This window comes from Actinoplanes sp. NPDC019969, from assembly GCF_055562375.1.
On record NZ_JBVHFK010000009.1, the window covers coordinates 381,120 to 396,532 of the forward strand.

Below are 15,413 nucleotides of genomic sequence, written 5' to 3' on the forward strand. Positions count from 1 at the left end.
GTGCCCCCACGCATCAACGACGACGAGCGGCTCCGCCGTCTTGAAGCGATCTCCGACGAGACGTTGTCCCGGCTCGGCGCGTCCGACCTGCTGGACGAGCTGCTGGACCGGGTGCGTGACCTCCTCGAGGTGGACACCGCGGCGATCCTGCTGCTCGACGTGCACGCGCGGCAACTGGTGGCGACCGCGGCGAAGGGGCTCGAGGAGGAGGTACGCGACGGGTTCCGGGTGACGGTGGGCCGCGGTTTCGCCGGGCGGATCGCGGCCACCCGCCGGCCGGTGCGGATCACCGACGTGACACCGGCCGACGTGGTGAACCCGCTGCTGCTGGAGAAGAACCTGCGGTCGCTGCTCGGGGTGCCGATCGTGGCCGGCCGGGACGTGGTCGGCGTGCTGCACGTGGGCTCGCTGACCCGCCGCGAGTTCGGCGACGACGACATCCGGCTGCTGCAGCTGGTCGCCGACCGGGCCGCGGTGGCCGGGCGGATCCGGTCGGCGAAGCTGGACCAGGCGGCCGCGCTGGCCCTGCAGCGCAGCCTGCTGCCGGCCCGGCTGCCCGGGGTCGCCGGGCTGGACCTGGCCGCCCGCTACGTGCCCGGTCACTCCTCCGGCGTCGGCGGCGACTGGTACGACGTCTTCCAGCTGCCGTCCGGCTGGATCGGCGTGGTGATCGGCGACGTCTCCGGGCACGGGCTGGCCTCGGCCGTGGTGATGGGCCGGATCCGCAGCGCGCTCCGGGCGTACGCACTGATCTGCGACGATCCGGCCGACGCGCTCAGCCTGCTGGACCGCAAGGTGCAGCATTTCGAGGCGGGCAGCCTGACCACCGCCCTGTACGCGATGATCAGCCCGGAGCGGGACCGGGCGGTGGTGTCGTCGGCCGGGCACCTGTGCCCGGTGCTGGCCGAGCCGGGCCGCCCGGCGGCGCTCGCCGAGGTGCCGGTGGATCCGCCGCTCGGGGTGGTCCACCCGGGTCGCGGCCGGCGTACCGCCACCGTCGCCCTGGCGCCCGGCGCGGTGCTGTTCTGCTACACCGACGGCCTGGTGGAGCGGCGCGGCGAGGTGATCGACACCGGTCTGGAGCGCCTGGTCGGCCTGGTCCGGGCCGAGCCGGCGGAGGCGGTCTGCGCCACGGTCATCACCGGCGCGGCCGACGAGTCCCCCACCGACGACGTCGCGGTTCTCGCCGTCCGGCGACGCGGATGAGAGGCCCTCGGCCGTGCGGAAATATTCCTCAAACCCCTTGTTCACCACGGATTCAGCGGAAAAGATGGGGCCGGATTCGCTGATACCACTGCTGGAGGCCGGATGAGCGCGAAGACGGTACTGCACAACCTCATCGGGGGCGAGGCCGCCGCTCCCGTCGAGGGGCGGTACGAGGACCTCATCGACCCGTCCACCGGCGAGGTGTTCGCGTCCGCCCCGGTGTCCGGCCCCGAGGACGTCGACCGGGCCATGCGGGCCGCCTCCACCGCGTTCGGGCAGTGGCGCGACACCACCCCCGGCGAGCGGCAGCGGGCGCTGCTGAGGTTCGCCGACGCGATCGAGGCCCGCGCGGAGGAGCTGGTCGCCGCCGAGAGCCGCAACACCGGCAAGCCGCTCGGCCTGACCGCCAGCGAGGAGCTGCCGCCGGCCATCGATCACCTGCGGTTCTTCGCCGGCGCCGCCCGGGTCCTGGAGGGCCGCTCCGCCGGGCAGTACATGAACGGGTTCGAGAGCTACGTGCGGCGCGAGCCGATCGGCGTCTGCGCCCAGGTCACCCCGTGGAACTACCCGCTGCTGATGGCGATGTGGAAGATCGCGCCGGCGCTGGCCGCCGGCAACGCCGTGGTTCTCAAGCCGTCCGACACCACCCCGGTCACCAGCGTGCTGCTGGCCGAGATCGCCGCCGAGTTCCTGCCTGACGGCCTGTTCAACGTGGTCCTCGGCGACCGGGACACCGGCCGGGCCCTGGTCACGCACCGGACCCCGCGGATGGTGTCGATCACCGGTTCGGTGCGGGCCGGCATGGAGGTGGCCGGCAGCGCCGCCGCCGATCTCAAGCGCACGCACCTGGAGCTGGGCGGCAAGGCCCCGGTGGTGGTCTTCGACGACGCCGACATCCCGGCGGCCGCCGCGGCGATCGCCGAGGCCGGCTACTTCAACGCCGGCCAGGACTGCACCGCCGCGACCCGGGTGCTGGTGGCCGCCGGCGCCTACGACGACTTCGTGGCCGCGCTCGCCGAGCAGGCCCGTGGCATCAAGACGGGCGCGCCCGACCAGGAGGACGTGCTCTACGGCCCGGTCAACAACGCGGACCAGCTGGCCCGGGTCGCCGGGTTCGTCGACCGGCTGCCCGATCACGCGACCGTGCGGGCCGGCGGCGCCCGGGTCGGTGACAGGGGCTTCTTCTACGCCCCCACCGTCGTCTCCGGGCTGCGGCAGGACGACGAGATCATCCAGAACGAGGTGTTCGGCCCGGTGATCACCGTGCAGCGGTTCGGCGACGAGGAGGAGGCGGTGCGGTACGCCAACGGCGTCGAGTACGCCCTCGCCTCCAGCGTGTGGACGAAGGATCACGGCCGGGCGATGCGGATGACGCAGCGCCTCGACTTCGGCTGCGTGTGGGTCAACTGCCACATCCCGCTGGTCGCGGAGATGCCGCACGGCGGCTTCAAACATTCCGGGCACGGCAAGGACCTTTCGGTGTACGGGTTCGAGGACTACACCCGGATCAAGCACGTCATGCACCACGTGGGGGCCTGATGAGCTCGGGTGAACTGCACAAGCGGCGTCTCGCGGCCGTCGCCAAGGGGGTCGGCTCGGTGATCGACTCCTATGTCGACCACGCCGCCGGTGGCACCCTCACCGACGTCGACGGCCGGGAGTGGATCGACTTCGCGTCCGGTATAGCCGTCACCAACGTCGGCAACAGCGCGCCGAAGGTGGTCGAGGCGGTCCGGGCGCAGGTGGAGCGGTTCACCCACACCTGCTTCATGGTCGCGCCCTACGAGTCGTACGTCGCGGTCTGTGAGCAGTTGATCGATCTGACGCCCGGCACGTTCGAGAAGCGGGCCGCGCTGTTCAACTCCGGCGCCGAGGCGGTGGAGAACGCCGTCAAGATCGCCCGGCACGCGACCGGGCGCCCGGCCGTCGTGGTGTTCGACCACGCCTACCACGGCCGGACCAACCTGACGATGGCGCTGACGGCGAAGAACATGCCGTACAAGCACCGGTTCGGCCCGTTCGCCCCGGAGGTGTATAGGGCGCCGATGTCGTACCCGCTGCGCGACGGCGGCCTGTCCGGCGCGGAGGCGGCCCGCCGGGCCATCGACGTGATCGAGAAGCAGGTCGGCGGGTCCAACGTGGCCGCTGTTCTGATCGAGCCGATCCAGGGCGAGGGCGGTTTCGTCGTACCCGCGCAAGGTTTTCTCCCGGCGCTCGCGGCGTGGGCGAAGGCCAACGGGGCGGTGTTCGTCGCCGACGAGATCCAGACCGGTTTCGCCCGGACCGGCCGGTGGTTCGCGTCCGAGGACGAGGGCCTGGAACCGGATCTGATCACCACGGCCAAGGGGATGGGCGGGGGCCTGCCGATCGCCGCGGTCACCGGGCGGGCCGAACTGATGGACGCGGTGCACGCCGGCGGGCTGGGTGGCACGTACGGCGGCAATCCGATCGCGTGCGCGGCCGCCCTGGCCGCCATCGCGACGATGCGCGAACTGGATCTCTGTTCCGCCGCCCGGCGGATCGAGGAGAAGATCAGGAAAGCTCTGGGCGATGACCTGCCCGGTGTCGCCGAGGTACGTGGCCGCGGCGCGATGATCGCCGTCGAACTGGTGCTGCCGAACGGCGAGCCGGACCCGACCCGGACCGCCGCGGTGTCCCAGGCCTGCCACGAGGCCGACCTGCTCACGCTGACCTGCGGCACCTACGGCAACGTGCTGCGGTTCCTGCCGCCCTTGGTGATCTCCGACGAGGACCTGGATCGCGGGCTGGACATCCTTCTGCGCGCCCTGCGCACCTGACGGGCGACCCCTTTGCCTACGACAATCGTGACAGGGAAGAATCGCGCCGTGACGGACGTGACCCTGGACGACACCAACAAGTTGATCATCGAGCACCTGCAGCGTGACGGGCGGATGTCGTACGCCACGCTCGCCAAGACCATCGGCCTGTCCGAGGCCGCCGTCCGGCAGCGCGTGCAACGGCTGCTGGACAACGGCTTGATGCAGATCGTCGCGGTCACCGACCCGCTCACCCTGGGCTTCGCCCGGCAGGCGATGGTCGGGCTGCGGGTCAACGGGGACCTGCGGGCGATCGCCGACAGGATCGCCGAGATCCCCGAGGTGGATTACGTGGTGATCTGCGCGGGCCGGTACGACCTGCTGGTCGAGCTGGTCTGCACCGACGACGAGCACCTGCTCGACATCCTGAACGAGAAGCTGCGGGCCATCGAGGGCGTCAGCGAGACCGACACCTTCATGTACCTCAAGCTGGCCAAACAGACCTACGCCTGGGGAACCCGGTGAAACCCCGCGTGTTGAGTTCGGCCGTCATACGCGCCTGAAGTCGACACGCGAGTCAGGAGGGCGGGCCGGCCAGGGGCAGGCGGACGCGGACGATCGTGCCGGACGGCCGGTTGTCGGCGAGGGTGATCGTGCCGCCGTGCAGCAGCACGATCGCCCGGGCCAGGCTCAGGCCCAGCCCGCTGCCGGGAGTGCCCTGGTGGCGTACGTTGCTGCCGCGGAAGAACCGGTCGAAGACACGGTCCTGCTCGCCGTCGGGGGTGCCGATGCCGCAGTCGGCGATGCACAGGTCCGCCATGGTGTCGTCGGCACGCAGCGTGACGTGCACGGGCGCGCCCGGCGGGCTGTACCGGACCGCATTGGACAGCAGATCGTCGACGACCTGGCGCAGCCGGGAGTCGTCGCCGGGCAGGTGCAGCCGGGCCGGCAGCTCGGTGACCAGGGTGAGCCGGCCGCCGCCGTGCCGCAGGCAGGTCACCGCGTCGCTGACGAGCGCGGCGAGGTCGACGTCGGCGACGTTCAGGGCCAGGTGCCCGGAGTCCAGGCCGGCCAGGTCGAGCAGGGTGTCGGCGATGCGTTGCAGGGCCGCCGCGTTGCGGGCGATCACCTGTGCCATCTGCGCGCAGTCCGCGTCGTGGCCGGCGCACTCCTCGGCGAGCAGGGTGGCGTTCGCGGTGATGGCGGTCAGCGGGGTACGCAACTCGTGCCCGACCAGGTCCACGAAGTCCCCCTGGGCCCGGGCGAGCTGCCGGGACAGCTCCTCGGCGCGGCGCTGGGCCACGAAGATCCCGACCTGCGCGGCGACCCCGTTGAGCAGGACGGTGAGCAGGTCGGGCTCGTACTCCTGGGTGCCGGCGTAACAGGTCATCACCCCGAGCAGGGTGCCGCCGTCGCGAACCGGGACGGCGAGGGCGGTGCGTACCCCGCGCCGCAGGCAGATCTCCACCCGCTCCCGCTCGTGGGCGGTCCGCAGGTCGGCGCTGCGGCCCAGGTCGGGCACCCAGATCGGCCGGCCGCTCTCCCACACCCGCCCGGTGATGCCCTGCCCGCGCACCGGGAGGTGCCCGAAGAACTCGTCCGGCTCGAGCCCTGACGAGTCCCAGTGCCCGGCCGGCAGCAGCAGCCCGGAGGCGTCGTCGATCAGGTACAGCTCCGCGGACGGCCAGCCGAGCGTGGCGGTGACCGCGCGCAGCACCTCCGGGGTGGCCTCGGCGATGGTGGTGGAACGCTTCAGCACGTGCTCGACGCCGATGTGGCAGTTGCGGAACCGCTCGACCCGGCGCAGCGCGGTGACCTCGTGGGCGACGGCGACCGCGCCGAGGACCGTCCCGTCCGGCCCGAGGATCGGCTGCGCGCTGGTGTCGAAGACCCGCAGCCGGTGGCCGGGCCGGCGCAGCAGCACGTCCTCGGAGTCCACGTGCTCGCCGTGCAGGGCGCGCAGCAGCGGGCTCTCGGCCCGGGTCATCGGCCGCATGTCGGGGGTGGCGAGGTGCTGGAACGTCTGGTGCTCGAAGTCCGGCGGGAGCGGCCCGTCCAGCCCGGCGCCGGAGAACTCGCGCATCGCCCGGTTGGCGAACACCACCCGGCCGCCCGCGTCGCACGCGAGGACGCCCGCGTCCATGCTCTCCAGCAGCGCGCCGAGAAAGGCGCCGTTGTCCAGAGCGGTCGCCGCCTCTCCCAGCACCACCATGAACCGCCCGCTTCTCCCGGCTGAGGCCCGTGGTCACGGGCTTCCTGGGCACATACCCAATTAAGTATTATTCATACTGAAACCGGCATGTCGGCGGGGCATCGGTTGTCGGCCGCGTCGTGGTCGTGCGGGCCGATCGTCACCAGCTCGCCCATGGTCGCGAGCAGCTGATCGTTGGGACACGGCTTGAGCAGGATGGCGCAGACCCGGCTGGTTCCGGCGCGCGGATCACCCGGGCGCAGATGACCGCTGAGGATGGCCACCGGCAGCCGCCGGATGCCGTCGTCGGGATGACTGCGGATCGCCTCGATCAGCTCCCAGCCGTCCATGATCGGCATCCCGAGATCGGTGAGCACGACGTCCGGCCGGTGCTCGACGACCGCCTGGAACGCCGCCTTGCCGTCCGGGGCCCGCAGCACCGTCATCCCGGCCCGTTTGAACACCCGGGCCAGCACCAGCGCGATGTCCTCGTCGTCCTCAGCGATCAGCAAAACGGCCATATCAGCTCCGTCGGAAGGTCCGTCTTCCCAGCATGCGCCAGCCCGGCACGAGGCGGGGCGAATACCGGAACAACCAACGCCGCCGATATGCCGCTCGCCGCAGCCGGTATCGTGCGACTTCCGCCGCCACGGAGGGGAACCGTATGCGATCACCCGTTCGCCGCGTCGCGGCCGGCGCCGCCGCCGTGCTCGTCGCGTCCCTGCTGCCCGGGACCGCGGCCGGGACGAGGACGGCGCCGCTCTACCGCGACGCCCGCCAGCCGGTCGAACACCGGGTCACCGACCTGCTCGCCCGGATGACCCTGGACGACAAGATCGGGCAGATGACCCAGGCCGAGCGGGCCGACGTCGCCGCCGACCCCACCCTGATCACCCGGTGGCGGCTCGGCTCGGTGCTGTCCGGCGGCGGCTCGGCGCCCACCCCGAACACCCCGCAGGCGTGGGTCGACCTGGTCAACTCGCTGCAGCGGGCGGCTCTCGCCACCCCGCTGGGGATCCCGCTGATCTACGGCATCGACGCGGTGCACGGCCACGGCAACGTGTCCGGCGCGACGGTCTTCCCGCACAACGTCGGCCTCGGCGCCACCCGCGACCCGGCCCTGGTCGAGCAGGTCTACCGGGCCACCGCCGAGGAGATGCGCGCCACCGGCATCACCTGGGACTTCGCGCCGTGCGTGTGCGTGTCCCGCGACGAACGGTGGGGCCGGGCCTACGAGAGCTTCAGCGAGGATCCCGCGCTGGTCACCGTGCTCGGCGGCGCCGCCGTCGAGGGGCTCCAGCGCAACGGGGTGGTCGCCACGGTCAAGCACTTCGCCGGTGACGGCGACACCGAGTACGGCACCGGCGACAACGGTTACCGCATCGACCAGGGCGTGACCGTCACCAGCCGCCGCGACTTCGACCGGCTCGACCTCACGCCGTACGTCGCCGCCGTCGACCGGCACGGCGTCCGCAGCGTGATGCCGTCGTTCTCCAGCGTCGACTGGACCGACGACGGCGCCGGCGGCCCGGTCAAGATGCACGCCCACCAGGAGCTGCTCACCGGCACGCTGAAGGGGACCCTGGGCTTCGACGGCTTCGTGATCAGCGACTGGGGAGGCATCCACCAGATCCCCTCCGAGGAGCCGGCCGGCACCCCCGAGCCGACCGCCTCGCAGGTGCGGACCGGGGTCAACGCCGGCATCGACATGTTCATGGAGCCGGCCACGTCGCGGCGCTTCCAGGAGCACCTCAAGGCCGAGGTCACCGCGGGGCGGGTGCCGGTCGCCCGGATCGACGACGCGGTCCGGCGGATCCTGCGGGTCAAGTTCGAGCAGGGGCTCTTCGAGAACCCGTACGCCACGCCCGGCGAGGTCGGCACTCCCGCCCACCGCGCGCTCGCCCGGGAGGCCGTCGCGAAGTCGCAGGTGCTGCTGAAGAACAGTGACCGGCTGCTGCCGCTGCGCGCCGGCGCCAGGCTCTACGTGGCCGGGCGCAACGCCGGCGACATCGGCAACCAGTCCGGCGGCTGGACCATGGACTGGCAGGGCCGCGACGGTGACATCACCGCCGGCGCCACGATCCTCGACGGCATCCGGGCAGCGGCGCCCGACGTCACGTACAGCGCGGACGCCTCCGCGCCGATCGCCCGGACGGACGTCGGCGTGGTCGTGGTCGGCGAGACCCCGTACACCGAAGGTTTCGGCGACGTCGGCGGCCCGGTCTGGTCACGGGGCACCGAGCAGCAGAAGGAGCCCAAGTCGCTCACCCTGCAGCCCGGCGACCGGGCGGTCGTCGACAAGGTCTGCGACGCGGTGGACAAGTGCGTGGTGCTGATCGTCTCCGGGCGCCCACAGGTGATCACCGGCCAGCTCGGCAAGATCGACGCGCTGGTCGCCTCGTGGCTGCCCGGCAGCGAGGGCGCCGGGGTCGCCGACGTGCTGTTCGGCAAGCGGCCCTTCACCGGCAGGCTGTCGTTCTCGTGGCCGCGCACCGTCGCACAGGTTCCGGTCAACGTGGGCGACGAGAACTACGACCCGCTCTATCCGTACGGGTGGGGCCTGCGCACCGCCCCCTGATCGCCGAGGACCGGCCCGGCAACCGATGCCGGGCCTTCCCCAGGGACTCCTTACCGCTTCCGGGACCGGGACCGCACGTTGGCGATCACCGCGAACAGCACGCCGACCGCGAAGATCATCGTGCCCATCACGTTGACCTGCGGCGGCAGGCCGACCCGGGTGGCGCCCCAGATCCACAGCGGGAACGTCTGCGTCGTGCCCGCCGTGAAGTTGGTGATCACGAAGTCGTCGATGGAGAGCGCGAACGCGAGCATCACCCCGGACAGGACCGCCGGCAGGATGATCGGGAAGATCACCTTCCAGAAGGTGGTCCAGCCGGTCGCGCCGAGGTCGGCCGCCGCCTCCTCCAGGGACCGGTCCAGGGTCATCACCCGGGCCCGGACCACGATCGCCACGAACGACACCGAGAACATCACGTGGGCGATCGTGATGGTGGTGATGCCGGGGCTGACCCCGAGCGACACGAACATGCTCAGCAGCGACGAGCCCATCACCAGCTCGGGCGAGGAGATCGCGGCGAACATCAGCAGGTTGAGGCCGCCGGCCCCGCGGAACCGGAAACGGCCCAGGGCGTACCCGATGCCGGTGCCCAGCGCCCCGGCGATCAGCGCGGTGAGCACCGCGACGATCAGCGACACCACCAGGGCGTCGGTGAGCGCGTCCAGGGCGAACACGTCCCTGTACCACTGGAGCGTGAAGCCCTGCCAGGTCTGGTTGTACCGCCCGCTCGGGTCGTTGAACCCGAACAGGATCATCACCCCGATCGGGAGGATGAGCCAGGCGATCAGCAGCCAGGTGTAGGCGTGCAGGACCCGGGCCCCGTTGATCCGCAGCGCGCTCACCGGGCGGCCACCTTCATGACGTCCTCGGTGCCCAGCGCGCGGGCGTACGCGAAGACGCCGATCAGCAGCACCGCCATCAGCGTGAAGGACAGCGCCGACGCGGACGGGTAGTCGGAGCTCTGCAGGAACTTCGCCTGGATGACCTGGCCGATCATGGTCGTCTCGGAGCTGCCGAGCAGCTCCGAGTTGACGTAGTCGGAGCTGGCCGGCACGAAGGTCATCAGCACGCCCGCGAAGACGCCGGGCAGCGCCAGCGGGAAGACGATCCTGCGGAACGCGGTCATCGGGGAGGCGTACAGGTCCCGGGCCGCTTCGACGACCCGCGGGTCGATGCGCTCCAGGGCCACGTAGATCGGCAGCACCATGAACGGCAGGAAGCTGTACACCAGCCCGGCGACGACCGCGGTGGAGGTGCCGAGCACCTGGAAGCCGTCCGGGAGCAGGCCGGCCTCCTTCAGCGGGTGCAGCAGCACGCCGTCGTCGGTGAGCAGCATCCGCCACGAGATGGTGCGCAGGACGAACGACACGAAGAACGGCAGCATGATCAGGAACAGGTAGGTCGCCTTCCGCCTGCCCCCGTAGAAGGCGATCCAGTACGCGACCGGGAACGCCAGCACGATCAGGACGATCGACGTGACGGCGCCGTACACCAGCGAACGGACCAACTGGGTCTGGTAGTCGGCGAGCGACTCCGTGTAGTTCTGCCAGTGCCCGGTGAAGACGAAGCCGTTGACGATGTCGCCCTCCTGCAGCGACAGCGACAACATGGTGGCCATCGGCACCGCGAAGAACAGCAGCAGCCACAGCCCGCCGGGGAGCACCAGCAGGTAGGGCGCGAGTGCACGTTTCACCCGGTCCATCCGTTTTACCCCAGCACGATCGGTTGGAACACCCGCTCGAAGTCGTTCTTCTCCTCGGCGGTGTTGAAGTTGACGTAGTAGTGCAGCCGCTTGTACTCGGCCTCGCCCGGGAAGACCAGCGGGCTGGTGGCCACCGCGTTCAGGAAGTCCCGGTCCTCGCCGGTGGCCGCGGCCGCGTGCTTCTTCATCAAGGCCTGCGCGGCGGGCACCGGGCACACGTAGTTGATGTACTCGGCGAGCGTGGTGGCGTTCTCCAGCTCGTACAGGAAGTCCATCATCATGATCGCGTCGACCGGGTTCTCCGCGGTGACCGGGATCGCCATGTTGTCGGTCCAGATCGTGCCGCCGTCCTCAGGGATCACGAACTTGAAGTTCGTGCCGTCGGAGACGTTCTTCTGGAAGATGTCACCGGACCACGCCATGGTGATCCAGATCTCGCCCTTGCCGAGCGCGTCGAGATAGTTCTGCTCGTAGTAGTTGCGGACGATGCCGGCGTCCTTCTGCTCCTTGAGCTTGGCCGCCGCCTGCTTCCACGCCGTCTCGTCCGACTTGGCGGGGTCCAGGCCGAGCGCCAGCATGCCGAAGTTGGCGAGTTCCTGCGGGTCACGCATCATGCCGACCTTGCCCTTGTACTTCGGGTTCCACAGGTCGGAGATCTTGGTGATCGGCTCTTTGATCTTCGTGGGGTCGTACGCGATACCGGTGATGCCGGAGGTGTACGGGATGCTGAAGACGTTGCCCGGGTCGTACGCGGAAGTGGCGTACGACTTGGCCGCGTTGGCCGCGTAGTTCGGCAGCTTCGAGTGGTCCAGCGGCGCCAGGAAGCCGGAGTCACGGAACTGGCCGAACTGGACCGAGTTGGTGATGACCATCAGGTCGTAACCGATCGACTGCCCGGCCGACAGCTGCGGCTGCACCTTGGCGAACCAGGGACCCATCTCCGCGATGACCTCGTCGTAGGTCACCTTGATGCCGGTCTTCTTGGTGAAGGCCGCGATCTCCGGCTTCTTCGGGTCCATGTACACCGGCCAGTTGGCGAAGTTCAGCGTGCCGTTCTGCGCCTTGCCGGCCCAGTACTTCGCCACGGCGTCGGGCGCCACGCTGGCCTGCGGCTTGCCCTTGCCCTCCACGCCGCACGCGGCGAGGAACGCGCCCATCGCCGACAACCCGCCGAGGCGCAGCGCGTCACGGCGGCCGAGCCGCGACTGCGTCATGCCCCGCAGGAGGGAGGGGTTCGGCTTGCTGGTCTGGAACATCAGACTCCGATCGGGTACGAATGCTGAGGGGCCCAAGTGAGGAAGACGCGCTCGCCACGAGACGCGACGTCCTCTGCGTCGTGAGCATTCTGATCGAACACCACGAAATCCGTTCCAGCGGTGGTCGCCACTGTGTAGTTCGTCGACGTGCCGTGGTAGACGACCTCGGTGACGACGCCGGCGAGCAGGCTCCCGGTGACCTCGGACGGCATCGCCCGGTGCAGGTCGATCTTCTCCGGCCGGACCGAGATCTCGATCTGCCGGCCCACCTCGACGCCGCCCGGCACGGGCACCACGACCCGCTCGCCGGGGCCCTTGTCGAGGACCGCGTACCCCTGGTCGGACCAGCTGACGTGGCCGTCGACCAGGTTCGAGGTGCCGATGAAGCCGGCCACGAACCGGGTCGCCGGGCGCTCGTAGATGTCGCGCGGCGTACCGAGCTGCTCGATCCTGCCGTTGTTCATCACCGCGATCCGGTCGCTCATGGTGAGCGCCTCGCCCTGGTCGTGGGTGACGTAGACGAAGGTGATGCCGACCTCACGCTGGATCCGCTTGAGCTCGATCTGCATCTGCTGGCGCAGCTTCAGGTCCAGGGCGCCGAGCGGCTCGTCCAGCAGCAGCGCCCGCGGGTGGTTGACCAGGGCCCGGGCCAGCGCGACCCGCTGCTGCTGGCCGCCGGACATCTCCCGGGGCTGCCGCTTCTCCATGCCGGTCAGCGAGACGATCTCGAGCATCTCGCCGACCCGCTTGCGGATCTCCGCCTTGGCGACCTTGCGGCGCTCCAGGCCGAAGGCCACGTTCTGCGCCACGGTCAGGTGCGGGAAGAGGGCGTACGACTGGAAGACCATGTTGACGTCGCGCTTGTTCGGCGCGACGCCGGTGACGTCCCGGCCGTCGAGGAACACCTTGCCGGCGGTCGGCTCCTCGAAGCCGGCGATCATCCGCATCGTGGTGGTCTTGCCACAGCCGGACGGCCCGAGCAGCGAGAAGAACTCCCCCTGTCCGATCGCCAGATCCAGACTCCTGACGGCGGGAACCGCCTCGCCGTGCGACACGTAGTCCTTGCGCACGCCGACGAACTCGATCGCCGCCTGGGTCGGCGGCGTAGGGGGAGCAGTGGTCATCTATCACCTCGAACAGGGCGTTGCGGCATCGGGGGTGGCGCGGATCAGCCCGTGTAGCTCATCACGTGCTTGATCCGGGTGTACTCCTCGAATCCGTACAGGGAAAGGTCCTTGCCGTAGCCGGAGTGACCGTAACCGCCGTGCGGCATCTCGGAGACGAAGGGTAGGTGCGTGTTGATCCAGACCGCGCCGAAGTCGAGACGGCGGGAGACCCGCATCGCCCGGCCGTGGTTCTCGGTCCAGACGCTGGCGCTCAGCCCGTACCGCACGTCGTTGGCCCCGCGCACGGCCTGCGCCTCGCCGTCGAAGGTCTGCACCGTCACGACCGGCCCGAACACCTCGTCCTGAATCATCTCGTCCGGCTGGCGCAGGCCGGTGACCACGGTCGGCTCGAAGAAGTAACCACGATCACCGACGCGGTTGCCGCCGGCCACCACCTCGGCGTGCGCCGGGGTACGGTCCAGGAAGCCGGTGATCCGCTCGAGCTGAACGCTGTCGTTGACCGGGCCGGAGAACGCCCCGGTGTCCGACGGCGGGCCGACCCGGGTGGCCTTCGCCGCGTTGCCGGCCGCAATCGCGGGGGCGAACTTCCACACACCCATCACCATCGGATGGTTCCACGGGGTGATCTGGGCGCAGACGCCGGTCGGCTCACGGCGTACGAAAGAGGTGTGGTCCCGCAGGTACTCCCCCGCCGACTTGCCCTCCAGGACCCGGGCCGCGCCGGCGAAGAAGCGCAGCTCGTCCAGGATCGAGCCCATCTCCTCGGCGCGGGTGGCCGCGACCGGCTTGCCGGTGTCGCGGACCTCGGCGGCGATGATCTCGTCGGCCCGGGCCTCGATGGCGTCGGCGATCCGCAGCAGCGCCCGCTGGCGTTCGGCCGGGGTGCTGTCCCGCCAGATCTCGAAGCCCTGCGCGGCGGCCTCGACCGCGACGCCGACGTCCCGCGCCGAGGAGACCGGCGCGTGCGCGTACGCCTCCCCGGTGCTGGGGTCGATCACCGGGGACGTGAGGCCGTCCTCGGTGTCGCGGTAGGACCCGGCGCCGAAATTGCGCAGCACGGGAAGGGTTGTGCTCAAGGGAATGCGGCCTTCCGGTCAGGGGCTTCTCACCCGGACTGGAGGGACCTTGTCACACCACCGAGTGCATCAGCAAGGGAATCCGAAGTAGTTTCCAAAACCGAAACGGAATCAGAAGATCCGACCCATTCCAGCGACGCATTCCGGGGTTTTAGGCGGCGTAAAAGCCGTCGGCGACGGTCAGTGCCTCGTCGAGGATCGCGAGGCCCTCGCGAAGCTCGGCCTCGGTGATCGTGCACGGCGGCACCACGTGCAGCCGGTTGAAGTGGACGAACGGCCAGAGACCGCGCTCCTTGCAGGCCGCGGCCACCGCGTTCATCGGCGCGGCGGCGGCGCCGGCGGCGTTGAACGGTACCAAAGGCTCCTTGGTCGTTCCATCACGCACCAGCTCGACGGCCCAGAAGACACCCAGCCCCCGGACCTCGCCGACACTGGGATGCCTCTCCCGGAACGCCTCCAGCTCCGGGCCGATGATCTGCTCGCCCAGCATGCGGGCGTGCTCGACGATGCCCTCCTCCTTGAAGATCTGCATGCTCGCCACCGCCGACGCGCAGGCCAGCGGATGCCCGGAGTAGGTCAGGCCGCCCGGGAACGGCCGCTCCCGGAACGTCTCGGCGATCTCGTCGGAGATCACCACCCCGCCCAGCGGCAGGTACCCGGAGTTCACGCCCTTGGCGAAGGTGATCAGGTCGGGGACGACACCCCAGTGGTCGACAGCGAACCACTCGCCGCAGCGGCCGAACCCGGCCATCACCTCGTCGGCGATGAACACGATGCCGAACTCGTCGCAGATCTCCCGCACGCCGGCCAGGTAGCCGGGCGGCGGGACCAGGATGCCGTTCGTGCCGACCACCGTCTCGATCAGGATCGCGGCGATCGTGGCCGGGCCCTCGAAGACGATGGTGTCGCGCAGGTGCCGCAGCGCCCGCTCGGCCTCCTGCTCCGGGCTCGCGGAGTGGAAGGGCGAGCGATAGGGGTACGGGCCCCAGAAGTGCACGACCCCGATGGCGACCGGCTCGTTCGGCCAGCGCCGCGGGTCGCCGGTGGCGGTGATCGCCGTGGCCGTCGAGCCGTGGTAGCTGCGGTAGGCGGAGAGGACCTTGTGCCGGCCGGTGTGCAGCCGGGCCATCCGGATCGCGTTCTCGTTGGCCTCGGCGCCGCCGTTGGTGAAGAAAACCTTGTTCAAATCGCCGGGGGCGATCTCGGCGATCATCCGGGCCGCCTCGCCGCGCTTGTCGTTGGCGAAGGCGGGCTGGATGGTGCAGAGCCTCTCGGCCTGTTCCTTGATCGCCTCGATCATCCGCGGGTGCTGATGCCCGATGTTGATGTTGACCAATTGCGAGGAGAAATCCAGGTATTTCCGGCCGGTGTAGTCCCAGAAACGGCTGCCCTGGGCGCCGGCGATCGGCAACGGGTCGATCAGGCCCTGCGCCGACCAGGAATGGAAGACATGCGCGCGGTCATCAGCGCGGACAACGGAATCGCTCACGACGATCATCC

Annotated in this window: 12 protein-coding genes and 1 pseudogene; 5 read left to right on the plus strand and 8 right to left on the minus strand. The window is 70.2% G+C overall.

The window, feature by feature from the left end; translation table 11 throughout:
* From ACZ3II_RS27375 to ACZ3II_RS27390, 4 genes are all read left to right on the plus strand, one after another.
* Complete coding sequence (locus tag ACZ3II_RS27375; RefSeq protein ID WP_465520604.1) at positions 1 to 1,206, plus strand: PP2C family protein-serine/threonine phosphatase; 1,206 nt, start codon at positions 1 to 3, stop codon at positions 1,204 to 1,206.
* A 102-nt stretch (positions 1,207 to 1,308) separates the two neighbouring features.
* On the plus strand, positions 1,309 to 2,745 hold the full coding sequence (locus ACZ3II_RS27380; RefSeq protein ID WP_465520605.1) for a gamma-aminobutyraldehyde dehydrogenase: 1,437 nt from the start codon (positions 1,309 to 1,311) through the stop codon (positions 2,743 to 2,745).
* Positions 2,742 to 4,004: a 4-aminobutyrate--2-oxoglutarate transaminase gene (gene gabT, locus ACZ3II_RS27385; RefSeq protein WP_465520655.1), complete on the plus strand. Its 1,263-nt coding sequence runs from the start codon at positions 2,742 to 2,744 to the stop codon at positions 4,002 to 4,004. The genes ACZ3II_RS27380 and gabT overlap by 4 nt, the downstream gene beginning before the upstream one ends.
* 48 nt (positions 4,005 to 4,052) lie before the next feature.
* Positions 4,053 to 4,508 carry an Lrp/AsnC family transcriptional regulator gene (locus tag ACZ3II_RS27390; RefSeq protein ID WP_465520606.1) on the plus strand — a complete coding sequence of 152 codons (456 nt, stop codon included), beginning with the start codon at positions 4,053 to 4,055 and terminating at the stop codon, positions 4,506 to 4,508.
* Positions 4,509 to 4,560: 52 nt separating this feature from the next.
* On the opposite strand, the gene ACZ3II_RS27395 is transcribed toward ACZ3II_RS27390, so the two are convergent.
* Both ACZ3II_RS27395 and ACZ3II_RS27400 read right to left on the minus strand, forming a co-directional pair.
* The gene (locus ACZ3II_RS27395; RefSeq protein ID WP_465520607.1) at positions 4,561 to 6,195 is read right to left on the minus strand and encodes a sensor histidine kinase; all 1,635 of its coding nucleotides are present in this window, start codon (positions 6,193 to 6,195) and stop codon (positions 4,561 to 4,563) included.
* 71 nt (positions 6,196 to 6,266) lie between these two features.
* Positions 6,267 to 6,695 carry a response regulator gene (locus ACZ3II_RS27400; protein ID WP_465520608.1) on the minus strand — a complete coding sequence of 143 codons (429 nt, stop codon included), beginning with the start codon at positions 6,693 to 6,695 and terminating at the stop codon, positions 6,267 to 6,269.
* A 179-nt stretch (positions 6,696 to 6,874) separates the two neighbouring features.
* Here ACZ3II_RS27400 and ACZ3II_RS27405 point away from each other — a divergent pair.
* Positions 6,875 to 8,752, plus strand: a pseudogene (locus ACZ3II_RS27405) (glycoside hydrolase family 3 protein); the annotation flags it as partial.
* A gap of 50 nt (positions 8,753 to 8,802) precedes the next feature.
* Here ACZ3II_RS27405 and ACZ3II_RS27410 read toward each other — a convergent pair.
* The 6 genes from ACZ3II_RS27410 to ACZ3II_RS27435 all read right to left on the minus strand — a co-directional run bounded on the left by ACZ3II_RS27410 (position 8,803) and on the right by ACZ3II_RS27435 (position 15,411).
* Complete coding sequence (locus ACZ3II_RS27410; protein ID WP_465520609.1) at positions 8,803 to 9,594, minus strand: ABC transporter permease; 792 nt, start codon at positions 9,592 to 9,594, stop codon at positions 8,803 to 8,805.
* Complete coding sequence (locus ACZ3II_RS27415) at positions 9,591 to 10,454, minus strand: ABC transporter permease (protein WP_465520610.1); 864 nt, start codon at positions 10,452 to 10,454, stop codon at positions 9,591 to 9,593. The genes ACZ3II_RS27410 and ACZ3II_RS27415 overlap by 4 nt, the downstream gene beginning before the upstream one ends.
* 5 nt (positions 10,455 to 10,459) lie before the next feature.
* Complete coding sequence (locus tag ACZ3II_RS27420) at positions 10,460 to 11,668, minus strand: polyamine ABC transporter substrate-binding protein (RefSeq protein WP_465520611.1); 1,209 nt, start codon at positions 11,666 to 11,668, stop codon at positions 10,460 to 10,462.
* Between the two features lie 41 nt (positions 11,669 to 11,709).
* Complete coding sequence (locus ACZ3II_RS27425) at positions 11,710 to 12,834, minus strand: ABC transporter ATP-binding protein (protein ID WP_465520612.1); 1,125 nt, start codon at positions 12,832 to 12,834, stop codon at positions 11,710 to 11,712.
* A gap of 44 nt (positions 12,835 to 12,878) precedes the next feature.
* The gene (locus ACZ3II_RS27430) at positions 12,879 to 13,895 is read right to left on the minus strand and encodes an aldehyde dehydrogenase family protein (protein ID WP_465520613.1); all 1,017 of its coding nucleotides are present in this window, start codon (positions 13,893 to 13,895) and stop codon (positions 12,879 to 12,881) included.
* Positions 13,896 to 14,064: 169 nt separating this feature from the next.
* Positions 14,065 to 15,411 (minus strand): aminotransferase class III-fold pyridoxal phosphate-dependent enzyme, encoded by a 1,347-nt coding sequence (locus ACZ3II_RS27435; protein WP_465520614.1) that lies wholly within the window; start codon positions 15,409 to 15,411, stop codon positions 14,065 to 14,067.
* Between the last annotated feature and the right edge of the window lie 2 nt (positions 15,412 to 15,413).